The following is a 23,165-nucleotide window of genomic DNA, read 5'->3' on the forward strand; positions in this document are numbered from 1 at the left end:
TCAATATTACGCAATTTACGCATTGTTCCGGATTTTTTACTTAAAGCGGGAGCGCCGAGGTGATGCAAACCCCTCCATGGCATGCGGATTTCAGGACGAACGGGATGTTCCAGCAATTCGGTGCGCTGTTCGTGCGCCTCTGCCGACTGGTCGACACGGCGCTGATCCTGCTGTGCATGGCGCTGACCGCCGCTACGCTTTCGCCTCGGTCGGCGACGGTCGACGCGCTGCTGTGCGTCGCCGTGCTGGAACTGGTGGCGTCCTTCTTCCATCTCAGCCGGTCCTGGCGGATCGTGCGGTTGCGGCATGAACTGGCGGACCTGACCACCCATTGGACGATCAGTTTTACCGGCGTCATGACGCTGTTCTGGCTGTTGGGCGACCTGCCACTGGCGCGCGCCGCATTATGGGCGCCGGCCGCCGCGCTCTGGTACGGGACGTCGCTGGGCGCGATCATCCTGTTCCGCATCGCGGTGCGACTGGCCCTGCGCTTCTGGCGCAGCTTCGGCCACGACCATCGCAGCGCCGCCTTCATCGGTGCCACGGAAACGGCGCAGCGACTGGGCGACGTGTTCGCACGGCAGCGCTGGATGGGCATCCGGTCGCTCGGCGTGTTCGACGATCGCCGCCCGTTGGACGATCGCACCGTCGCCCTGCCCGATCAGGCTTTTGGCGGGCCGGTGGACCGGCTCTATGATCTGGCGCGGTCGGGCACGGTCAGCCGCATTTACGTGACGCTGCCGATGGCGGCCGAACAGCGGATCAAGGCGATCCTCGACCGGTTCGGCGACACCACCGCTTCGCTTTATTATTGCCCGCCTTTGTTCCGGCTGGATCTGGTCGGCGCGCGCTGGGACGATGTCTATGGCCAGCCGGTCGTCAGCATCGTGGAATCCCCGTTCGAAGGCTATTCGCGGCTGGTGAAGCGGGCGGAGGATGTCGCCCTCACCCTGATCGCCCTGCCCTTGATCCTGCCGATCGCTTTGCTGACGGCGATCGCGATCAAGATCGATACGCGCGGGCCGGTCCTCTTTTGCCAGACCCGTTATGGGCTGGACGGTCGACCATTCCGCATCTGGAAATTCCGGTCGATGCGGGTGACCGATGATGACGGCTTCGTCCAGGCGCGGCGCGGCGACAGCCGGGTCACGCGTGTCGGTGCGTTCCTGCGCCGCACCTCGGTCGACGAACTGCCGCAATTCATCAACGTCGCGCTGGGCAGTATGTCGGTGGTCGGGCCGCGCCCCCATCCGGTCGCGCTGGACGATAATTTCCGGCCGCTGATCCATCGCTATGCCGTGCGGCACAAGATCAAGCCGGGCATCACCGGGCTGGCGCAGGTCAGCGGCTGGCGCGGCGAGACGGATACGCATGACAAGATGGCGCAGCGCGTCGTCCACGATATCGACTATCTGCGCCGCTGGTCGATCTGGCTGGACCTGCAGATATTGGCGCGCACTCTGCTGGTGCCCTTCGTCCAGCGGAACGCCTTCTGATGCGGGGGATAGCCGCCTCCCTCACGTTGGCGCTGCTGGCGGCATGTGCCAATCCCGCGCCGCCGCCGGACCTGCCGCGCGCGATGCCGGGCTGGACCGTCAGCCGCGCCGCGCCGGTGATCCCGGCGGGATCGCTGCGCGGGCAGGGGTTGTGGAACGATCCCAGCCTGCTGCGTACCGCGGACGGCTATGTCCTCTACATGACAAGCAGCACCAGCGCGCCGTTCAAGCCGCCGGTGCTGCCTTTCCGCGCGGTGTCGCGCGACGGCGAACATTGGACATTGTCGCCCGCCGCGCCTTTGCTCTCGCCTGCCGACGGCCCCTATGCCAGCATCGAGACGCCCAGCGTCGTGCAGTTCGCGGGACGCTACTGGATGGCGTTCACCGGCGTCTATGCCAGCCCCGATCCGTCGCCCATGGCGATCGGCCTGGCCGTTTCGCCCGATGGCGTGGCGTGGCACGTCGCCAACTGGACGCTGTTGCGGGCGACCGGCGGCGCGACCGACTGGAACGGCTATCTGGTCGGCGAGCCGGGCGCGGTGGTGCGGGGCGGCGAATTGCTGATCTATTTCTCCGCCCTCGGCGCACGCCCGGAAGGCGGGCCGCCGCGCCAGTCGATCGGCCTGATCCGGTCGCGCGATGGCGTAACCTTCACGCCGCCGTTGCAGGTGCTGGGCCAAGGACCGCTCTATCCGGCGCGCCAAGGCTATGCCGGCTATTCCTCGCCCGCTGCATTGGCCGATGGTCAGGATATCGACCTCTTCTATTCGGTCGCGCATGTGCAGAAGGGCGCCGACCCCGCATGGCAGCAGGTGGCCATCCACCACGCCCGATCCGCCGATGGCGTCCATTTTCGCGAAGATGCCGCGCCGCTGCTGACCCGTGCGAGCACCAACTGGACCGATGGTGAAATCCTCGCTCCCGGTCCGCTGCGCGATGGCGACCACATCAGCCTCTGGTTCGGCGGCCATGTCGCCCATCCCCGACTTGCCCCGCTGATCCAGCGCGGCGTCGCCGGGCCGGAATTCGGCATCGGCCTCGCCACCCTGTCCCTCGACCAGTTCACCCGACCCAAGACGAAAGGAACCGACCGATGAAAGTCGTGATATTGTGCGGCGGGCAGGGCATCCGCGCCTTTCCCTTCACCACCTACCTGCCCAAGCCCATGCTGCCGCTGGGCGGTACGCCGGTGCTGGTCCATGTCATCAAGAATTTCATCCGCCAGGGATATCGTGAATTCATTCTGGCGGCGGGCTATCGGCAGGATGTCCTGCATGATTATTTCGAGGGGAAGGATATCGGCGCCAGCGTCCAGATCGTCGACACCGGCGAGGATGCCGATACCGGCCGCCGCATCTGGAACTGCCGCCACCTGATCGATGGTCCGTTCATCGCTACCTATGGCGATGGCCTGTCGGACGTGCCGCTGGACGCCGTCGTCGCCTTTCACCGCGCCCATGGCGCGCGGCTGACGATCACGTCCGTCCCCATGGTTTCGCAATATGGCGTGTTGTCGGTGGAAGAGGATGGCGCAATCGCCCGCTTCGCCGAAAAGCCGCTGATTGCCGATTACTGGATCAACGCCGGCTTCATGGTGATGGACCCGGCGATCTTCGCCGACTGGCAGGGCGAAAATCTGGAGCGCGACATCATCCCACCGCTGATCGCGCGCGGCGACGCCTTCACCTACCGCCATGACGGCTTTTTCAAGTCGTTCGATTTCTACAAGGATGTGGTCGAGATGGACGAGACGCTCGCCGCCGGCGGGCCGCCGCCCTGGATCGCGCCCGCGCTGCCAGAGGAGCGCGCGGCATGAGCGGGCAATGGAAAGGCCGGACCTGCCTCGTCACCGGTGCCACCGGCTTCCTGGGCGGCAGTCTGGTCGCGGAACTGCTGGCGCAGGGCGCCGAAGTCGTGGCGCTGGTCCGCGACATGGTGCCGCAATCGCGCTTCCAGGCCGACGGACTCGCCACCCGCGCCAAGGTGGTGCGCGGGGCGCTGGAGGAGTATGACGTCATCGAGCGCGCGCTCAACGAATATGCGGTCGACACCGTCTTTCACCTGGGCGCACAGGCGATCGTCGGGGTCGCCAATCGCAATCCGTTGTCCACCTTCGAAGCGAATATCAAAGGGACATGGGTGCTGCTGGAGGCGTGCCGTCGTGTCGCCACGGTCGAGCGGATCGTCATCGCCTCCTCCGACAAGGCCTATGGCGAGCATGACACCCTGCCCTATCAGGAGGATTTCGCGTTGCAGGGCCGCCACCCCTATGACGTATCGAAAAGCTGCGCAGACCTGATCGCGCTCAGCTACGCCCAGACCTACCGCCTGCCCGTCGCCATCACGCGGTGCGGCAATCTGTTCGGGCCGGGCGATCTCAACAGCAATCGCATCGTGCCGGGCACCTGCCTCGCCGCGATCGACGGGGAGCGGCCGGTGATCCGGTCGGATGGCTCCCCGGTGCGCGACTATGTCTATGTCGAGGATATCGTGCGCGGGTACCTGCTGCTCGCCGAACATATGGGCGACGACGATATGGTCGGTCGTGCCTTCAATTTTGGTACGGGAGAGCCGGTGAGCGTGCTGGACCTGACCCGCCGCACGCTGGCCGCCGCGGGCCGCGCCGACTTGGCGCCCGACATACGCAATAACGCCCATGGCGAAATCCAGGCGCAATATCTCTCGTCCGCGCTGGCGGCGGACAAGCTGGGCTGGACGCCGGGCGCGGGGCTGGACGAGCGGCTGCGCCAAACCTTCCTCTGGTACAAGGCGCATCGCCATTTCTTCTGGGCGCATCTTCGTGGGGCTGCCCACCTATGACCGCCCCGATTATGTGCGGGAGGCGGTGGCGAGCCTGCGCGCCCAGAGCTGGCGCGATTTCCGCGCCGTGGTGAGCGACAACGCCTCGCCCGGCGGTGGCGGCGATATGGTGCGCACCTTTGTCGAAAGCCTGGGCGACTCCCGCATCACCTTCGTGCAACAGGCGGAAAATGGCGGCGAATATGGGCAGGGCCGCTATTTCTTCGAACAGGCGGGCGATGCCGAATATTTCTGCATCCTGCATGACGACGACCTGTTGTCGCCCGCCTATCTCCAGCGCGCGGTTGCGGCGCTCGACGCCGCGCCGGACGCCGCTGTGTTCGTCGCCAATCCGTGGCTGTTCGACGCGGAGGGCCGGCCCTCCGACGCGCAAAGCCGCGCCTATCGTCGCACGCATCGGCGGGCCCGGCGGCGCGGCCGCTTCCCGATCCTCGACACCCATATGGGCAGCGGCTTTACTCCCATTTCCGGCACGCTGTTCCGCACCGACGCGCTGCGCCGGTCGGGCTTCGTCGATGCCGATTGCCACGGAAATTTCCCGTTCGAGCTGAACATCTTCACCCGGCTGGGCGATATCGGCGCGGTCGGCTGGTTCGATCCCGACATATTGCTGGGCTTTCGCTATCATCCCGGCCAGTTGCGCAACACGCTCGGCCTGATGGCCAACCCGCAGGTGGTCGCCACCATGCTGCGGATATTGGAGCGCCGTCGCTACGGCGGCGCGCCCGAACGCCGCCGCCGCGCCATCGTCGCCCGGCTGCACCGCGCGCAGGCGCAGATGGCGCTGGCGCAGGGCGATCCCGTCGCCGCCCGCGCGGCGCTGGCGCAGGCCTGCGCCGCCAACCCGCTCTCCCCCAGCGCCTGGGCGATGCGCGCGCACCTCCGCCTGGCAGGAGCAACAGCATGATCGTCCCGCCCCGCACCAGCCTGCTCACCGCGCTGCTGCTGCTCATCCCCATCCTGCTCGGCGCCTGCTCGGCCAGCCTGACCGCGCCCCTCAGCATCGACGCCGCGCCGGACGTCATCCGATCGGCCGCCCGCTATGAAAGCGCCTATCTGCTCGGCCCCGGTGACCAGTTGGAGATAGCGGTCGACCGGATGCCGGAACTGTCGCGCAGCGCGACTGTCCGCCCCGACGGCATGGTGACCCTGCCCCGATCGGGCGACATCACCGTGGCCGGCCTCACCCCGATGGCGGCGGCGGCGGCGGTGCGGCAAAGGCTGCTGGCGCGGGTGCGCGATCCGCAGGTCAGCGTGGCCGTCGCCAACCCACGCGAGAACAAGGTCTTCGTCGCGGGCGAGGTGAACCGACCCGGCGCGATGCCGCTGCGCGATGCGCCCACCGCCGCGCAGGCGCTCATCCTGGCGGGCGATGCGGGCAAGGCCGCCGCGCTATCCAATGTCGCGCTAATCCGGCTGGACGATGACGGCCACATCAATGCGCATATCCTGCTCAGCGGTGCGCGCGGCCATGCGGGGATGCTGCTGGCGCTCCAGAATGTGCCGCTGCGTCCCGGCGACATCATCGTCGTGCAGGAAAGCGGCGGCGCGCGCTTCGCCCGCTTCCTGCAAAATTACGTCAATGCGCCGCTGGGCGGCCTCACCGCGCTGATGGCCCCCTACGTTCAGCTCCGCCTGTTGCAGGAGATCGACCGATGAGCGAGGCGGTGCCCCATCGCCCGGAGGCGGACAGTTTCGATTTCCGCCGTGCAGGACGGATTGTGGGCTTTGCGATCGCCGGGCATCGCCGGCTGATCCTGACGGTGACGGCGCTGACGCTGGCGCTGGTGGGCCTCTACATCCTCGTCTGGCCGCCGGTCTATTCGGCCAGCGTCACCCTGTCCGCCGTGTCGGACGATGATCGGCAGCGGGAGAATTTCTACGACGACTGGGCGGTGTTCCGCCGATCGGCGCTGAAGGACGAGATGATCCTCGCCACGTCCGGCCCGGTGCTGAAACAGGTGATCGCCGACCTGAACCTTGGCTATCGCGACGTCTATCATCCGCCGCTGCGCTACCTGACCTGGCTCTGGACGCAAAGCTGGCCCGGCCGCGCTTGGCGGGGGACGAAGGATGCGCTGTTTCCGCGCGCGCCATCGCCCTATGTGGCGACGCCGCAGCAGATCGAGCGCGCCCGCACCCTGGACGATTTCCGTACCGGGGTCGCCATGACCCAGTTGCCCGACAGCCATATCGCCCTGCTGAGCGTGCGCGGCCCCAGCCCCCGCGTCGCAGAGATCGCCGATGCGGTCGCCGCCACCTATATCGCCCAGCGCCGCGCCCGCTTCGCTACCGAAGCGCGGCAGGCCTATGCTTCGCTCCAGATCGAGGCGGATCGCGCCCGCACCGACTTGCGCGCGCTCGAAGCCCGGATGGAGCGCTATTACACCCGGAACGACATGCTGCTGATGTTCGAGAAGGACAAGGTAGAGATCGGCCAATTTCTGGGGCAGCAGGGCGAACTGGACGCCAAGCGCACCGCCATCGCCGCCGCGCAGAGCGAACTGGCCGCCGTCACCGCCCAACTGGCGCGCGAGCCGCGCGACATCCTCGCGAGCCGGCTGGTGCAGGATAATCCGGTCGCGGCGCAACTGAAGCAGGAACAGGCGAAGCTGGTCGCCGCGCGCGACGCCCTGCTCGTTCGCTATCGCCCGGATTCGCCCGACGTGCGCGACATGGACGATCAGATCGCGGCGATCGGCCGGCAACTCGCCGCCCAGCCGCAGCGCGGGGTGCAGCAGAGCAGCATCGCGCTCAATGGCGGCTATGACGCGCTGCGCGCGCGCCGGGCTTCGCTGGAGGCGCAACTGGCGGGCGATCGCGCGGGGCTGGCCACGCTGTCGGCCGAAGTCGGGGCGCGGCGCGCGACGATCGACCGCATTCCGCAGAAGATGAAGGACAGCCATGATCTGGGCCGCAGCCACGACATGCTGGAAAAAACCTATCTGGCGTTGCAGGACAAGCTGATGACGGCCGCGGTCACCGCCGCCACCGCCCAGTCCGCGCCCTCGGCGATCCAACTGGTCGAAAGCGCGGCGCTGCCCGACAAGCCCGATGCGCCGCAGACCAAATTACTGCTGATTGCCGCGCTGATCGGCGGCCTGTGCGCCGGGGTGGTCGCGTCCGTGCTGGTGGACATCCTCCAGAACCGCGCCAACCGCTTCCGCCTGACCCAGCCGGACGCGCCTTTTCCCCTGATCGCCATCGTCGGACAGGACCGGGCCTATGCCCTGCGCCTGTTCGACCGCGCCCCTCCCTCTTCACCGCAAGAAAGGCACCGGCCATGAAATATCACATCCTCAGCGCCACCCGATCGCTGGGCCTGCTGCCCATGTTCGATCGCATGGCCTTCCTGCGCAAGCGGGCGCGGGCGGCGCGCAGCAACCGCGCCTTCCTCGCCCGCCATCCCGGCTTCGCGGTGCCGCCGGAGGATCTGGCCTTCGACGCCTATAACAAGGTCGACTGGGCCGACTATCATGACGTGGGGCTAGCCCATGCGGCGCTGTTCGCGCGGCTCGTCCGCACCCACCTGCCCGATGCGCAACCCTTGCGCGTGCTGGAATGGGGCTGTGGGCCGGGCCGGCTGATCCGCCATATGCCGGCACTGCTGGCCGGTCGATCGCCGCAGATCAGCGGCGCCGATTATAATCCGGCGACGATCGACTGGTGCCGCGCGCATCTGCCGGGCATCGATTTTGCGTTGAATGGCCTCGCGCCGCCCTTGCCCTTTCCCGACAATAGTTTCGACGCGGTCTATAATTTCTCGGTCTTCACCCATTTGTCGGCGGCCATGCATCGCGACTGGACCGCCGAACTGCACCGGATTTTGCGACGCGGCGGGCTGATGATCGCGACCACCCATGGCGATCATTATCGCTATCTGCTGACCCAGAAGCGCGAAATCGACGCCTATGATCGCGGCGAGCTGGTGACGCAGAAACGGTTCGAGGAGGGGAAGAAATGGTATTTCGCCATCCATCCGCCCGTCTGGGTGCGTAATTCTCTGCTCGCCGCCTTCGATCGGGTCGAGCAGGTCGCGCCCGGCCCCGACGCGGGCATGACGCAGGATGTGTGGACCGGGTTCAAACCCCATGGCTGACGCGGCCAGCCCTTTGCGTCCCTTGCGCATCGCCATTATCGGCGATCGCGGCATCCCCGCGCGCTATAGCGGCTTTTCGACCCTGGTGGAGGAACTGGCGGTCGGGCTGGTGCGCAGCCATGGCATGGACGTCACCGTCTATTGCCGGAACCAATATTATGAGGCGCGCCCGCCGGCCTGGCAGGGGGTGCGGTGTCGTTACCTCCCCGCGCCGGGCGGCAAGAGTTTCGAGAGCATCATCCATAGCAACCTGGCCCTATGGGACGCCGCCTTCCGCCGCTTCGATCTTGTCTTCGTCGTCGATCCGGGCAATGGCCCCTTCATCCTGCCGCTCCGCGCGCTGGGCGTGCCGGTGCTGATCCATACCGATGGACTGGGCTGGCAACGGCGCAAATGGAATGACTTGCAGCGGACTTATTATAAATGGTCCGAATGGGTCAGCGCACGGCTTGCCACCTGGCTGGTCACGGATTCGCGTGCGATGCAGGATTATTATGCCCGGGAATATGGCGCGGACTCCACCTACATCCCCTATGGCGGTGCGGTCGGGGAGGCGCCCGACATCGACGCCTTGGCCCAATATGGCGTCACGCCCGGTGCCTATTATCTGGTCGTTGCGCGGATGGAGCCGGAAAATAATGTCGATCATATCATCCGCGAATATCGCGCATCCGGCGTTACGAAGCCGCTGATCGTCGTCGGATCGGTCCCCTATGACAGCGCCTATGCCCGCGCCGTCGCGGCGGAGCATGACGGGCAGGTGCGCTGCGTCGGCGGCGTGTTCGACTCTGCCGCGCTCAACGCGCTCTATCGCCATTGCGCCGCCTATCTGCATGGGCATGAGGTCGGCGGCACCAACCCGAGCCTGTTGCGCGCGATGCACTGGGGGGCGCCCTGCGTGCCGATCGACGTGATCTTCCACCGGGAAAATGTCGGCCCCGACAATGTCTATTTCAGCAAGGATGACGGCGCGCTGGCGACCATCCTGCGCGATCTCGATCCCGATCCCCCACGCCGCGCCGCGCTGGGCCGGGCGGCGCAGGCTCACGCCGCCGCCCATTTCCGCTGGGACGCGGTGATCGACGGCTATGCTGGCCTGTTCCGTCAACTGGTGGCGCTGAAGGCGTCCGGGCGGCGACCGACCGGGGCGCTGATCGGCGAAACTTACCGCCCGGAACTTCTCGCGCCTGCGCAGGTCGCATGAAGATCCTGCATGTCTTCAACCGCCATCGGGGCGGCGGCGGGGCCGACAACGCCTGGGACGCGACCATCGCCCTGTCGCGGCGACGGGGTTTAGATATCGATATATTCGAAAGGGATAGCTGCGATCTTTCAACAGGCATGGCAGGCAAGCTCAGCGCCTTCGCCAACGGCCTCTACGCGCCCGATACGCTGCGCGCCTTCGCCGCCCGGCTGGAACGGGACCGACCCGATATCGTTCACACGCATGAACTTTATCCACTTCTGACCCCATGGCTGTTCGAACAGTGCACCCGCGCCGGCATCCCGATCGTCCATAGCTGCTATGATTTTCGCATCACCTGCCCGATCGCCACCCATCATGACGGGGCCGGGGTCTGCACCCGTTGCGCCGATCACGGCGCGCATCACGCCCTTTTGCGCAACTGCCGCGAGAACTTGCCCGAAAGCGCCGCCTTCGCGTTGCGCCATGCGGTGGCGGGCTGGCGCGACTTCTACCGCCGCCATGTCAGCCGCTTCATCGTCCTGACCGACTTCAGCCGCGACTGGCTCCATACCAAAGCCGGCATCCCGCTAGAGCGCATCAGCGTCAATGAATGCGCGATCACCGCCGCGGCCGATCCGGTCGATCCGGCACAGGGCGCCTATTTCGCCTTCGCCGGCCGCTTCGTGCCGGAAAAGGGCCTGGACGTGTTGATCGAGGCAAGCCGCATGACGGGCCTGCCGATCCATGTCGCCGGCCCGCACGGCAGCGACCCCGCGCCGCTCCTGGCGCAGGGCGTGCCGGTGACGATCACCGATGGTCCGCAATCGCTGGCGGCCATCTATCGCGGCGCGCGAGCGCTGGTGGTGCCCAGCCTCTGGTTCGAAACCTTCGCCATCGTCGCGGCCGAAGCGATGGCCCACGGCGTCCCGGTCATCGCATCACGGATCGGCGCGCTGAACGACACGGTGCGCGAAGGGCTCTGCGGCCTGCATTTCACCCCCGGCGATGCGGCCGATCTCGCCCGCCAGATGCGGCGTCTGTGGGACGATCCGGCGCTATGCCGTAGCCTCGGCGCGACAGCCCATGCCGATGTCCGCACGCGCTTCAACGAAGACATTCATTTTCAAAGACTTATGGATGCCTATGAACAGGTGCTGTTCAGCTTGCGCCGATAAGACACCGGTATCATAACGGTCACCCATCAACCGGCTGCAGGCGGTGCCACCGACCCCCGACGGATCAGCATCGAACTGAACATCGAAGGCGCACCGACCTCCGCGTCCTCGCCGGTCGCGGCACCGATCAGCTTCAGTCCGGCGGCGCGGCGCATGGCCACGGTCGGCCAGCGCACGGTAGTCAGTGGTGGCCAGACCCGCGTCGTGATCGGCGTGTCGTCGAAGCCGACGATCGACAATTGTTCCGGCACGGCGATGCCCCGCAGGCGCGCGGCATAGAGCACGCCCGCCGCCATCTCGTCATTGGCGGCGAAAATCGCGGTCGGTCGCGGCGACAGGTCGAGCAGACTTTCACACTCCGCCAGACCCGATTCGAACGTATAATGGCGATCCGCTACCAGACTGCGCGGCAGGGCGATGCCGGCGTCGGCCAGCGCCAGTTCGAAACCGTCGCGCCGTTCCTGCGCCGACCGGAAGCCATGCGGCCCGGCGATCAGGCCGATCCGTCGATGCCCTTGTGCAATCAGATAGCGCGTCGCATCGGCCACTGCGTCGCGATCGTTGGACGCCACCATATGGTCGGCATCGTCCCAGGTCGCCGATCCTATGCGGACATAGCGACAGCCTTCTTCATCCAGCATCCGGGCCAGCGCATCATTTTCGGACAAAGGCGGCACGATGACGACGCCGAACAGGCGCTGGCGCGTAACGAAGCGGCGGATATCGTCCATCACCATAGGCGAACCGCGGTCGACCGGCCGGATCACCAGTTCGAATTCGGTGCCGTGCAGCGCCTCTAGCACACCGCGCTGCATACTCAGGATCGTCTGGAGATTGGGATTGTCGTAGACAAGGCCGATCAGGAAATTGCGCCCCAGCGCGAGCGCCCGCGCCTGCGGGTTGGGAACATAGCCCGTCTCCCGGATGATCGCCTCCACCTTGGCGCGCGTCTGGCGGTTGAGCAAGGGCGACCGGTTGATGACGCGACTGACCGTTTTCTTCGACACGCCAGCCATGCGGGCAATGTCGTTGATGGTCAGTTTGGGCGCCGGTCCCTCTTCCTGCTGCTGCTTCGCCATTGCCGCCTTATAGCGCACAAGCGAGGCCGCGCCAGACGCATCGGCTTGTAAATGACACCGGTTTCCAATAATGCGGAAACCGATCCCGGAAAAGGATGTTCGATGAGAGGAAATGACCAGGCAGGGCTGATAGCGGATCGCTTTCTCGCGGCGCGACCGGCCTGGCCGATTATCCCGGTCCCCCACCCGCGACGCTGGAGGACGGCTATGCCATTCAGGCCGCCGCGATGGCGCGGAGTGCCGATCGAGTGGCGGGATGGAAGGTCGGACGCATCTTGCCGCCGCTGGCCGAACGCTATGGCTGCGACCGTCTGGCAGGACCGATTTTCGCGGCCTCACTCGGCGCGGCGGACGGGGATGCCACCGTCTTCGACCACGGCTTCGGCGCGGCGGAGGCTGAGTTTCTGTTGCGCATCGGCCATGCGCCAGTAGCCGGCCAACGGCATTTCACGCTGGAGGAGGCCGCGGCGCATATCGACGCCGTGCATATCGGCATCGAGATCGCCAGTTCGCCGTTCGAGGGCATCAACGACCATGGCCCGGCCGTGACGATTTCCGACTTCGGCAACAATAATGGCTTGCTGGTCGGGCCAGCCGTGCCGGACTGGCGCAGCGGCGCCTATATCGAGCAGGCCGTTGTCACCCGGATCGACGGGTTCGCGGTCGGCACGGGCACGGCGGCGGCCTTTACCGATGGCGCGATCGGATCGGTGCGCTTCCTGCTGGAACATCTCGCAGCGCGCGGGATGGCGCTCGAACCGGGCTGGTGGATATCGACCGGGGCCATCACCGGCGTCCATCCCGTCAGGCCGGGACAGGATGTGGAAGCCGATTTCGGACCGTTCGGCACTCTAAGATGCAGGATCGAAGCCCAAAAGCCGCGATGAACAGCGGACGCACGGGCCGCAACAGGAGCAGGAAGATGAAGGACATGGCCATCGGGGATCGCCCGCCGACCCGCTATCGCTGGGTCGTGATCGGGCTGTTGTTCGCGGCGACCGCGATCAACTATGTCGATCGCCAGATGATCGGCGTGCTCAAACCCACGCTGTCGACGGAAATGGCCTGGTCGGAAACCGATTATGCCAATATCGTCTTCTGGTTCCAGGCGGCCTATGCCGTGGGCTATCTGGGCTTTGGCCGGATCGTCGACCTGGTGGGCGCGCGTTTCGGCTACGCCATAGCGGTGGTCATCTGGACCATCGCCCATATGGCGCATGGCGGCGTCCATAGCGTCACCCAGTTCGCCATGGCGCGGTTCGGCCTGGGCGTCGGCGAGTCGGGCAATTTCCCGGCAGGTATCAAGGCCGTCACCGAATGGTTCCCGCAGAAGGAGCGCGCCTTCGCCATCGGCCTGTTCAACGCGGGCGCCAATATCGGCGCGATCGTGACGCCGCTGCTGGTCCCATGGCTGACCGTCGCTTACGGCTGGCGCGTCGCCTTCTACGCCACCGGACTTTTCGGCATAATCTGGCTGATCGCCTGGCTGGTCTTCTACCGCAGGCCGGAGGATCATGCCAAGATGTCGCCGGAGGAGCTGGCCTATATCCGCCAAGACCCGGCCGATCCGGTTCAGTCGATCGGCTGGGGTCGGCTGATCACCGTCCGCGAAACCTGGGCCTATGCGATCGGCAAATTCTGCATCGACCCGATCTGGTGGTTCTTCCTCTTCTGGCTGCCCGGCTATCTGGGCACCCGCTACGGCCTAGACCTGCTCAGCTTCGGGCCGCCGCTGGTCGCCATCTATCTACTGTCGGACTTGGGCAGCGTCGCGGGCGGCTGGATGTCGGGCCGGCTGATGAAGGCGGGCAGGAGCGTCAACGCCGCGCGCAAACTCACCATGTTGTTGTGCGCCTGCGCGGTGCTGCCGGTCTTCTTCGCCCAGTCGATTGACAATCTGTGGGTTGCGGTGCTCGTCATCGGCGTGGCGACGGCGGCACATCAGGCGTTTTCAGCGAATCTCTACACCTTGCCATCGGACCTGTTCCCGCGCGGGGCGGTAGGATCGGTCGTCGGCATCGGCGGAACATTGGGCGCGGTGGGCGGCATGGCGATGGCCAAATATGCCGGTTATATCCTCGACGGCATCGGCAGCTACACGCCGCTGTTCGCCGTGGCGGGGAGCGCCTATTTCGTGGCGCTGGCGGCGGTCCACATCCTCTCGCCGCGGCTGGAAAGGATCAATATGGCGATCGCCGACTGAGGAGAAGAAGAAGCCCGCCATGTCGTCCGGCAGGCTTCCCCGGCGGTCCGCAAAATAGGAAATGGCCGTCCCAACTTCGCATATTTCCAGCACGTCCCGCAATGTTAGTGCCGCAATAGGATAGTATATTGCGAGCACCGACCCGGCCCGCCCTGTCCGACAGATCGGACTATAGCCCGCTCCGGGGCTGTAGGACAGGGTCTAAGCCGCCATTCCCGCCGGGACCGGCGCGCGGGCGTCGATGAGCCCTTCGTCCCGCAACGCCAGCCAGAAGCCCGCAGGAACAGGCTGCGCCATTTGCGCGATGGCGCTGCGCAGATGGGCGGTCGTTCCGATGCCGGGGATGACGCTCGCGACGACAGGATGCGCCAGCGGAAATTGCAGCGCCGCCGCGCCCAGCGGCACGCCGAACCTGTCGCATTGTTCCTCGATCCGGCGGACCCGGTCCACGATCGACGCGGGGGGATCGCCATAATCATAATGGACCGGCCCGCCATGCCGCACGCCTTGCGCCAGAATGCCCGAATTGAAGGGACCGCCCAAGATGATGCGTACCCCCCGTGCGGCGCAGAGCGGCAGGAGGCTGTCGAGCGGCGCCTGCTCCAGCAAGGTGTAGCGCCCGGCCAGCAGGATCAGGTCGATATCGGCATGGGCCAATATCTCTTCGCAGACCGCCGTTTCATTGACGCCCAGGCCGATCGCCCGAACCGCGCCGGTGCGGCGCAATTCCTCCATCGCGCGAAATCCGCCATCCAGGAATTCGCGCATCCGCGCTTCATGCGCGTCGCCATGCGCAAACCGACCGATATCATGGACATAGAGGATGTCGATGCAATCCCGTCTAAGCCTGCCCCGGCTTGCCTCATAAGAGCGCATGACGGCGTCATAACTATAGTCGAAACGGCTTTCATAGGGTTCTGGGGACACGAAACCCTGCCGCGCCTGCGACAGATCCGCGTCGAGCGTCGGATCGAGCCGCCGCCCGACCTTGGTCGAGATGATCGCGCGCCGGTGCGGATCAATCTCCGCCAGCGCCGCACCCAGGCGCTTTTCGCTCAGCCCGAAGCCATAATGGGGGGCGGTGTCGAAATAGCGTAGCCCGGCTGCCCAGGCCTGATCGATTACCGCCCGCGCATCTGCGTCCGGGATCGCGCGATAGAGGTTGCCGATCGCAGCGGCCCCGAAACCCAGTCTGCCGAAATCCAGCGCCACATTCTTCTCCTGTTATGCAAGGCCGTAGAAGGCGCGCGCGGCGCCCTCGAACAGGCAGGCGCTTCGCTTCGCGTCCAGAACGCCCGCCAACCGGACCGCATCGTCGACCCAGTCGTGATAGGCGTCCCCCATGTGCAGCAGCACCGGCCAGTCGCTGCCCCACATCGTCCGGTCGCCGAAGCAGGCGAGTATATGCGCGACATAGGGCGCCAGCGCGTCGGCCGATTGCCCCGACGCCTGTTCGGTGCGGAGGCCCGACAGCTTGCACCAGATATTGGGATAGCGCGCGAGCGCGGCCAGATCGTCCCGCCAGGGATCGATGATATGGTCCGCCACAGGCGGCTTTGCGCCATGGTCGATCACGATCGGCAGGTCGGGCCAGCGTTCGGCGAAACGGGCGAGGACGGGCAGGTGGCGCGGCTGGACCAGCGCGTCGAAGCGCAGGCCATGCGCCAGCATCGCCTGGATCGCCGGTGCGAGATCGGCTCGCAAGATCCAGTCGCTCGCCTCGATGCTCTGGAGCATGGGGCGCAGCCCGACGCTTTTGGGCCGGGCGGCCAATTGGGCGATCCGCGCGGGCGCGTCGTCCGCCTCCAGCGCGACCCAGCCGACCACGCCCAACACAAGCGGATCGTCCGCCACCAGATCGAGCATCCAGTCGGTATCGCGATCGTCCGGTTGCGACTGGACCAATATGGTGCCCGCCAGATCAAGCCCCGCGGTCGCCGCACGCAGATCGTCGGCCAGGAAATCGCGATGGATCAGCGGCCAGCCGGCGTCCGGCCACGCCTGACCCGGCCCGCCGATCCGCCAGAAATGCTGGTGCGAATCCAGGATGCGGGGTCGCGTCACGCCTTTACCTCGTGCATGTCGGTTCCCGCCTCTCCCATATCCTCGCACCTTGTTTTTCCCAACAACATAAGACATCATACAACATGATGCGCGGCTGTCCATGCCGCTTCATGCCATGCCATAAGAAAGGACGTTCATCATGAAATTATGCCGCACCGGGGAAGCGGGCCAGGAAAGCCCCGCGCTGGTCGATGCCGACGGCCGACTGCGCGATCTGTCGGCCCATGTCGCCGATCTGGACGGCACGGCGATCGGACCCGACGGTCTGGCGCGCCTGGCGGCGATCGACACGGCCACGCTGCCGCTGGTCGAAGGGCCGGTTCGCTATGGCCCGCCCGTCGCCGGCACGCGCCAGTTCGTCGCGATTGGCCTCAACTATGCCGATCATGCCGCCGAATCCAACCTGCCGATCCCGGAGGAACCGGTCGTTTTCAACAAATGGGTCAGTTGCATCCAGGGGCCGAATGATCCCGTCATCATTCCCTTCGACTCGCGCAAGACCGATTGGGAAGTCGAACTGGGCGTCGTCATCGGCACCACCGCGCATCGTGTCAGCGAAGCCGACGCGCTGGCCCATGTCGCGGGCTATTGCGTCATCAACGACGTGTCCGAACGCGAATGGCAGACCGAACGCGGCGCGACCTGGGACAAGGGCAAGGGCTTTCCGACCTTCGGCCCTGTCGGCCCGTGGCTGGTGACGGCCGATGAAGTGGGCGATCCGCAGGCGCTGTCCATGTGGCTGGACGTCAATGGCGTGCGCAAGCAGGACGGCAGCACGCAGACGATGATCTTCACCGTCGCGCAGATCGTCGCCTATCTCAGCCAGTTCATGACGCTGCTGCCCGGCGACATCATCACCACCGGCACCCCGCCCGGCGTCGGCCTGGGGCAGAAGCCGGAGCCTTGGTATCTCAAGCCCGGCGATGTGGTCGCGCTGGGCATCGACAAGCTGGGTGAGCAGCGACAGTCCTTCGTCGCCGCCAATTGACAGCCCTCCATCATCCTGCTTAGACATCATACATATTATCTAAATATGGAGCAGGAAGATGGGACGTCTGGCAGGCAAGACTGCGCTGGTGACGGCGGCGGGTCAGGGGATCGGCCGCGCCACGGTAGAGGCTTTCGTCCGGGAAGGCGCGCGCGTCATTGCAACTGACGTGCGCGCCGAGGCGCTGGCCGATATCGACGGGGTGGAGGCGCAGGCGCTGGACGTCACCGATCCGGCAGCGGTGCAGGCGATCGCGGCGGCGCATCCGGATATCGATATCCTCTATAATTGTGCGGGCCGGGTCCATGCCGGGACGATATTGGACTGCGACGAGGCGGAATGGCACTTTTCCAACAGCCTGAACGTCACCGCCCAATATCGCATGATCCGCGCCATGCTGCCGGGCATGATCGCGCGCGGCGGCGGATCGATCATCAACATGTCGTCCATCTGCTCCAGCATCAAGGCCGTGCCCAACCGCTTCGCCTATGGCGCGACCAAGGCCGCCGTGATCGGCCTGACCAAGTCCGTCGCCATCGATTTCGTGACCAAGGGGATACGTTGCAACGCCATCTGCCCCGGCACGGTGGAGACGCCCTCGCTGATCCAGCGGCTGCACGACACCGGCGATTTCGACAAGGCCTATGCGGAGTTCACCGCGCGCCAGGCGATGGGGCGGTTCGGCCGGGTCGAGGAACTGGCGGCACTGGCCGTCTATCTCGCCTCGGACGAGTCCGCCTTCACCACCGGCACGGTCAATGTGATCGACGGCGGCTGGGTCAACTGAACCGCATAAGCGCCGACAAAAGAGCGCGAACCATGGAGAGACGATGATGAAGCGCAGCCTGATAATCGGCGTGGCTTTGACGGCGACAATGCCGCTGGCCGCCGCCGCGCAGGAGGGACCGCTGCTGGTCCATGTCTCCCCTGCGGGCGACGATCGCGCGCCCGGCACGCAGGCGCGCCCGGTGCGCTCGCTGACCCGCGCGCAGGCGCTGGTGCGGCAGGGCAATGCCCAGCGCGACGTCGCCGTCATCCTGGCCGACGGCACTTACACGCTCGAAGCGCCCTTGCTCTTCCGCCGCGCCGACGGGGGGCAGAACGGCCATAGCGTGATCTGGCGCGCGGCCGATGGCGCCCATCCGATGCTGTCGGGCGGGCAGGTGGTGAGCGGCTTCAAGCCGTTCGATCCCGAACGTCGCCTCTATGTCGCTGACGTACCCAAGGGCATCGATGCGCGGCAGCTCTGGGTGGACGACACGCTCGCCGAACGGCCGTGGATCGAAATCCGGCCGTCCGACCTGACGTTCAACGCCACGGGTTTCGAGATTACCAATCCCGACCTCACATGGATTGCGGGCGTGAAGCGCGCCGACCGGATGGAGTTGGAGGCGACCGGTTTCTTCACCGATCGCGTGTCGCCGGTGCAGGCGATCGCGGGCGGAAAGGTTACCATGGCGCAGCCCGCCTGGGACAATAATAGCTGGGGCTATGACACGATCACCAAGCCGATCTTCCCGCAGGACAGCCGGCTCTTCCTCGTCAATGCGCTGGAATTCGTGGACAAGACCAACGAATGGCACAGCAAGCCCTATCAATGGGTGGTCGATCCGCAGGCGGGCAAGCTGTACCTGCGCATGGGGCTGGACGAGGATATCGCCAGGCGCCGCGTTGTCCTGCCCCGGCTGGAGACATTGGTGTCGATCAGCGGCACGCCCGACGCGCCGGTCGAACGGCTGCGGTTCGAAGGGTTGCGTTTTTCTCATAGCAGCTGGCTCGGCGCGTCGCGCGCCACCGGCTACGCCAATCAGCAGAGCGGCTCGTTTCTGGCTGAAACCTCGCCGATCCGCCCGACGGATGCGTGGAAGACATGCGGCTGGGGTTGCGTCGCATTCGAATCCATGCGCCAGAAATGGAACCAGATGCCCGCCGCAGTGCAGGTGTCGGCGGCGCGCGACATCGTGTTCGAACGCAACCAGTTTTCACAACTGGGCCAGATCGGGCTTGGCATCGGCAATGACGCCAACGCCAACCTGTCGGGCGTGGGCCTGGCCGCCAGCAATATCCGCGTGGCGCGCAACCGCTTCGCGATCCTGTCGGGCAGCGCGATCATGGCGGGCGGTATCCGGGTGGAGGCGCATCATCCCGACAATGCGGCGCTCGTCAACCGCGACATCGTGATCGAGGACAATGTCGTCGCCACCGTGTCACAGGATTACAAGGATAACGCCGCGATCCTGACCACCTATGTCAGCGGTGCGCGCATCGTCCATAACGACATCAGCGACGCGCCCTATGACGGCATCGCGGTCGGGTGGGGCTGGGGCTATAACGACGCCGGCGGCAATCCCAATTATGACGAGAACGCCAAAGGCTACGTCCATAATATCAAATATACGACGCCCACGACGCTGCGCGACACGCTGGTCGAGGGCAATCGCATCCATGGCGTGAAAGGCTGGTTCATGGATGGCGGGGCGATCTACAATCTGTCGGCCAATCCCAACGCGATCGTGCGCGGCAACCATATTTTCGATATCGGTGACAAGATCGGCCTCTATCTGGACGAAGGCTCCAAACATTTCCGCGTGACCGGCAATGTGATCGAGACGCGCGGCAAATGGCTGAACATCAATACCGCGGGCAAAATGTACAAGCGCCGCATCTCGACCGACAATGTCGCGACCGGCAACTGGCATAACTCCAACACTATGGGCGGCCGCTGGCTGGAGGAGATCGGCAATGTCGCGCGCGACAACATATTGCTGCCCAATCGCGACTGGCCGGCCGATGCACAAAAGGTGATCGATGAAGCGGGGGTACGGCCATGATCGAACGCCGCACCTTGCTGAAGGGCGCGGGCGCGCTGGCCGGCCTGCCCGCCTTCGCCGCGAAGGGGCAGGAAGGCGGCGACCTGCGCATCACCGATCTGCGCGCCGAGGGACTGGTCGATCCGATCGGCCTCGACCAGCAGGATATACGCCTGTCCTGGCGGCTGGAGAGCCGCGACCGCGCCGTGCGCCAGACCCGTTGCGAAGTGCAGGCGGCGAGCAGCCGCGCGCTGCTGGAGGCCGGCACGCCCGACCTGTGGCACGCGGGCGAGGTGCTGACCGACAAGAGCATGGACATGGGCTGGCTCGGCGCGCCGCTAAAGTCGCGCCAGCGTGTCTGGTGGCGCGTGCTGGTGCGCGACGATCGCGGCATGCGCGCCACCAGCCCGGTCGCGAGTTTCGAAATGGGGCTGCTCGACCCCGCCGACTGGCAGGCGCAATGGATCGAGGCGCAAACTGATCTGGAGCGCGCCGACCGGGCGGCCGGGCTGCATTGGATGCGCGGCAACAGGCCCGCCGACAAGGCACCACGCCAGTTCCGCCTGTCTTTCGACTTGGAGAAGGCGGGCGACGTCACGCTCTTTTCCATCGGTAATTTCCGTGCGCCTTTGGTCTGGATGGACGGCGAACCAATCGCCCTCCCCCCCCGCGGCCCCCATCGCTTCGGCGCCGAGCCGATCGCACAGACGCAGCATAAGCTGGCCTCCGGCCGTCATGTCGTGGCGATCGAGGTAACCGATCCCGAAGGCTTCGACGAACCCAAGATGCACGAGATCGCCGCCGCGATGATGATCCGCGCAGGCGAGCGGCGCATCACCAGCGAGGCGATGCGCACCGCGACCCACGCGCCCGCCGGGTGGCAGGCTGTCGCCTTCAACGACGCGGGCTGGGACAAGGCGCAGCGCTCCGCCAACCAGCCACAGGCCTGGCCGCGCGCCGGCGCCTATATGCTGCGGCGCGATTTCGAGCTGAAACGCGCCATCCGGCAGGCGCGGCTGCGCGTTACGGCGCTGGGTTCCTATATCGCGCAGATCAACGGCCAACGCGTCGGCGATGCCCAGCTCGCACCGGAAAGCAGCGACTTTCGCGAAACCGCGCTGGTACGCACCTATGATGTGACCGCCCTGCTCCACCCAGGCGCGAACGCGATCGGCGCGCTGCTGGGCGAGGGCTGGTATGGCAGCTATCATGCGCCCGCCGGCCGCTACGCCTTTGGCGATCCGCCGCTGCGCCTGTTCGCGCAACTGGAGGTCTTGGCTGACGATGGCAGCCTGTCGATCGTCGTCACCGACGACAAGTGGCAGTTGCAGACCGACACGCCTATCACCCAGGCGGAAATCTATTATGGCGAGGATTATGATGCCCGGCGCGAACAGCCCGGCTGGTCCAGCCCCGGCTTCAAGGCGCGGGGCTGGACGCCCGCCCGTATCGGCCAGACCCCGCCCTGCCGCCTGCGCGCCCATGTCGCCCCGCCGATCCGCGCGATCGAACGGCGAGAGCCCGTCGCCATCCGCAGTTTCGACGGCGATCGCCACGTCATCGACTTCGGCCAGAATTTCGCCGGCTGGGCCGAACTGAAGGCGAAAGGCGCGGCCGGGCAGACCATATCATTGCGCTTCGCCGAAATATTGCACTCAGACGGCACGGTCGATGTCGCCAACCTGCGTGCCGCCCGCGCGTCCTGCCTCTACACCTTCCGGGGCGACCCTGCGGGCGAAAGCTACCAGCCGCATTTCACCTATTTCGGCTTCCGCTATGTCGAGGTGAGCGGCCTTGGCCGCGCGCCGACCCCGGATGAAGTCACCGGCATCGTCCTGTCGAGCGCGCTCCCCGAAACCGGCAAGCCGCTGGTGGAAAGCCGCATCATTCAGGGTCTGTGGCAGAATAGCCGCTGGAGCCAGCGGTCCAATTTCTTCGGCGTGCCGACCGACTGTCCGCAGCGGGACGAGCGGCTGGGCTGGACCGGCGACGCCAATGTCTTCTGGGACGCGGCCGCCTTCACCATGGACGTCGGCCCCTTCACCCATCGCTTCATGGGCGACCTGCGCGATGCGCAGGGGCCGCGCGGCGAGTTTCCCGACTATGCGCCGACCGGCTGGCGCGACCTGTCGCTGGGCGCCTCGCCGGGCTGGGCGGATGCGGGCATCATCCTGCCCTGGACGGCATGGCAGCGCTATGGCGACACGGCGATCGTCGATCGCAACTGGGCGTCGATGACGCGCTATATGCGCTTCCTGGCGGAGCATAATCCCGACCATATCTGGCGGAATCTGCGTGGGTACGACTATGGCGACTGGGTCGCACTCGACGCCAAGAAGCCGAGCGACGAGACGACCCCCAAGGATCTGATCGCCACCGCCATGTGGAAACATTCGGCCGACGCCATGGCCGACATGGCCTTCGGATCGAAACGCCAGCCGGAAGGCGAACGCTACCGCCAATTATCGCGCGACATCGCCACCGCCTTCGCCAAGGTCTTCGTGCGTGCCGACGGCAGGGTCGGCAATGGATCGCATTGCGGCTATATCCTCGCGCTGCGCTTCGGGCTGGTGCCGGAATCGCTGCGAGCCGCGGCGACAGCGAAACTGGCGGCGGATATTCGCCGGCGCGGCACGCTCATCTCCACCGGCTTCCTCGGTACGCCCTACAGCCTCGATGCACTTGCCGATCAGGGGGAGGAGAGCTTGGTCTACGACCTGTTGCTGCGCACCGCCTTCCCGTCCTGGGGCTATATGATCGCCAAGGGCGCGACGACGATCTGGGAGCGGTGGAATGCCGACATGGTCGATTCCGCGATGAACAGCTATAATCATTATGCGCTGGGCGCGGTGGCGGGCTTCATCTTCCGCCGTGTCGCCGGAATCGATCCGATCTCGGCCGGTTTCCTGACCTGGCGTTTCAATCCGGTTCTGGACAAAAGGCTGGAACGCGGCGGGGCCAGTTACGACAGCGTGCTGGGACCGATCCGCACCGACTGGCGCAACGGGCCGGACGGTTTCGCAGCGGATATCAGCGTGCCGGCCAACAGCCGCGCGGAAATCTATCTGCCGACCGCCTCCAGCGATGCGATCCGCGAAGGTGGGCAACCGATCGGCGCGATAGTGGGGCTTCGTCCCATCGGCCTGCGGGGCGACCGCTTCGTGCTGGAGGCCGGATCTGGCGACTATCGCTTCACCGTCGCGCGCTGACCCCCCTGTCCCCCACTGGCCGCCCACTGCATCGGG

General features: G+C 66.0%; 19 protein-coding genes. 16 read left to right on the plus strand and 3 right to left on the minus strand.

Features of this window, described 5'->3' with window-relative positions; all coding sequences use genetic code 11:
• Positions 1-104 precede the first annotated feature (104 nt).
• Genes SBA_RS19955 through SBA_RS20000 form a run of 10 tightly spaced genes read left to right on the plus strand, consistent with a single transcriptional unit; the run spans position 105 to position 10,776 of the window.
• The gene (locus tag SBA_RS19955) at positions 105-1,496 is read left to right on the plus strand and encodes an undecaprenyl-phosphate glucose phosphotransferase (protein WP_261937374.1); all 1,392 of its coding nucleotides are present in this window, start codon (positions 105-107) and stop codon (positions 1,494-1,496) included.
• Positions 1,496-2,593, plus strand: coding sequence for a glycoside hydrolase family protein (locus SBA_RS19960; protein ID WP_261937375.1), 1,098 nt, complete (start codon positions 1,496-1,498; stop codon positions 2,591-2,593). Before SBA_RS19955 ends, SBA_RS19960 begins: the two co-directional genes overlap by 1 nt.
• Positions 2,590-3,312 (plus strand): sugar phosphate nucleotidyltransferase, encoded by a 723-nt coding sequence (locus tag SBA_RS19965; protein WP_224546971.1) that lies wholly within the window; start codon positions 2,590-2,592, stop codon positions 3,310-3,312. The genes SBA_RS19960 and SBA_RS19965 overlap by 4 nt, the downstream gene beginning before the upstream one ends.
• Positions 3,309-4,316, plus strand: a complete 1,008-nt coding sequence (locus SBA_RS19970) for an NAD-dependent epimerase/dehydratase family protein (RefSeq protein ID WP_261937376.1) — start codon at positions 3,309-3,311, stop codon at positions 4,314-4,316. The genes SBA_RS19965 and SBA_RS19970 overlap by 4 nt, the downstream gene beginning before the upstream one ends.
• Positions 4,297-5,223 (plus strand): glycosyltransferase family 2 protein, encoded by a 927-nt coding sequence (locus tag SBA_RS19975; RefSeq protein ID WP_261937377.1) that lies wholly within the window; start codon positions 4,297-4,299, stop codon positions 5,221-5,223. The genes SBA_RS19970 and SBA_RS19975 overlap by 20 nt, the downstream gene beginning before the upstream one ends.
• Positions 5,220-5,975 (plus strand): polysaccharide biosynthesis/export family protein, encoded by a 756-nt coding sequence (locus SBA_RS19980; protein WP_261937378.1) that lies wholly within the window; start codon positions 5,220-5,222, stop codon positions 5,973-5,975. The genes SBA_RS19975 and SBA_RS19980 overlap by 4 nt, the downstream gene beginning before the upstream one ends.
• Positions 5,972-7,603, plus strand: a complete 1,632-nt coding sequence (locus tag SBA_RS19985; RefSeq protein WP_261937379.1) for a GumC family protein — start codon at positions 5,972-5,974, stop codon at positions 7,601-7,603. The genes SBA_RS19980 and SBA_RS19985 overlap by 4 nt, the downstream gene beginning before the upstream one ends.
• A complete protein-coding gene (locus tag SBA_RS19990; RefSeq protein ID WP_261937380.1) occupies positions 7,600-8,415 on the plus strand; it encodes a class I SAM-dependent methyltransferase in 816 nt (271 codons plus the stop codon). The genes SBA_RS19985 and SBA_RS19990 overlap by 4 nt, the downstream gene beginning before the upstream one ends.
• Positions 8,408-9,619: a DUF1972 domain-containing protein gene (locus tag SBA_RS19995; RefSeq protein WP_261937381.1), complete on the plus strand. Its 1,212-nt coding sequence runs from the start codon at positions 8,408-8,410 to the stop codon at positions 9,617-9,619. The genes SBA_RS19990 and SBA_RS19995 overlap by 8 nt, the downstream gene beginning before the upstream one ends.
• Positions 9,616-10,776 carry a glycosyltransferase family 4 protein gene (locus SBA_RS20000; RefSeq protein ID WP_261937382.1) on the plus strand — a complete coding sequence of 387 codons (1,161 nt, stop codon included), beginning with the start codon at positions 9,616-9,618 and terminating at the stop codon, positions 10,774-10,776. Before SBA_RS19995 ends, SBA_RS20000 begins: the two co-directional genes overlap by 4 nt.
• Before the next feature lie 26 nt (positions 10,777-10,802).
• Here the strand turns inward: SBA_RS20000 and SBA_RS20005 are convergent, their stop codons facing one another.
• Positions 10,803-11,855, minus strand: coding sequence for a LacI family DNA-binding transcriptional regulator (locus SBA_RS20005; protein ID WP_261937383.1), 1,053 nt, complete (start codon positions 11,853-11,855; stop codon positions 10,803-10,805).
• Between the two features lie 227 nt (positions 11,856-12,082).
• On the opposite strand from SBA_RS20005, the gene SBA_RS20010 reads away from it, so the two are divergent.
• The gene (locus tag SBA_RS20010) at positions 12,083-12,742 is read left to right on the plus strand and encodes a 2-keto-4-pentenoate hydratase (protein ID WP_261937384.1); all 660 of its coding nucleotides are present in this window, start codon (positions 12,083-12,085) and stop codon (positions 12,740-12,742) included.
• Positions 12,743-12,777: 35 nt separating this feature from the next.
• Positions 12,778-14,058, plus strand: coding sequence for an MFS transporter (locus tag SBA_RS20015; RefSeq protein ID WP_261937385.1), 1,281 nt, complete (start codon positions 12,778-12,780; stop codon positions 14,056-14,058).
• A 201-nt stretch (positions 14,059-14,259) separates the two neighbouring features.
• Here SBA_RS20015 and SBA_RS20020 read toward each other — a convergent pair whose 3' ends face one another.
• Together SBA_RS20020 and SBA_RS20025 are read right to left on the minus strand one after the other, a co-directional pair.
• Positions 14,260-15,270, minus strand: a complete 1,011-nt coding sequence (locus tag SBA_RS20020) for an aldo/keto reductase (protein WP_261937386.1) — start codon at positions 15,268-15,270, stop codon at positions 14,260-14,262.
• Positions 15,271-15,282: 12 nt separating this feature from the next.
• Positions 15,283-16,122: an amidohydrolase family protein gene (locus SBA_RS20025; protein ID WP_261937387.1), complete on the minus strand. Its 840-nt coding sequence runs from the start codon at positions 16,120-16,122 to the stop codon at positions 15,283-15,285.
• A 139-nt stretch (positions 16,123-16,261) separates the two neighbouring features.
• Here SBA_RS20025 and SBA_RS20030 point away from each other — a divergent pair, with 139 nt between their 5' ends.
• From SBA_RS20030 to SBA_RS20045, 4 genes are read left to right on the plus strand one after another with little or no spacing between them, the layout of a single operon-like run.
• Positions 16,262-17,110: a fumarylacetoacetate hydrolase family protein gene (locus SBA_RS20030; protein ID WP_261937388.1), complete on the plus strand. Its 849-nt coding sequence runs from the start codon at positions 16,262-16,264 to the stop codon at positions 17,108-17,110.
• 58 nt (positions 17,111-17,168) lie between these two features.
• The gene (locus SBA_RS20035) at positions 17,169-17,897 is read left to right on the plus strand and encodes an SDR family oxidoreductase (RefSeq protein ID WP_261937389.1); all 729 of its coding nucleotides are present in this window, start codon (positions 17,169-17,171) and stop codon (positions 17,895-17,897) included.
• 43 nt (positions 17,898-17,940) lie between these two features.
• Positions 17,941-19,941: a right-handed parallel beta-helix repeat-containing protein gene (locus SBA_RS20040; RefSeq protein ID WP_261937390.1), complete on the plus strand. Its 2,001-nt coding sequence runs from the start codon at positions 17,941-17,943 to the stop codon at positions 19,939-19,941.
• Positions 19,938-23,129: an alpha-L-rhamnosidase gene (locus SBA_RS20045; RefSeq protein WP_261937391.1), complete on the plus strand. Its 3,192-nt coding sequence runs from the start codon at positions 19,938-19,940 to the stop codon at positions 23,127-23,129. The genes SBA_RS20040 and SBA_RS20045 overlap by 4 nt, the downstream gene beginning before the upstream one ends.
• The last annotated feature ends 36 nt before the right edge of the window (positions 23,130-23,165 follow it).

It is taken from the genome of Sphingomonas bisphenolicum (assembly GCF_024349785.1).
GTDB lineage: Bacteria > Pseudomonadota > Alphaproteobacteria > Sphingomonadales > Sphingomonadaceae > Sphingobium > Sphingobium bisphenolicum.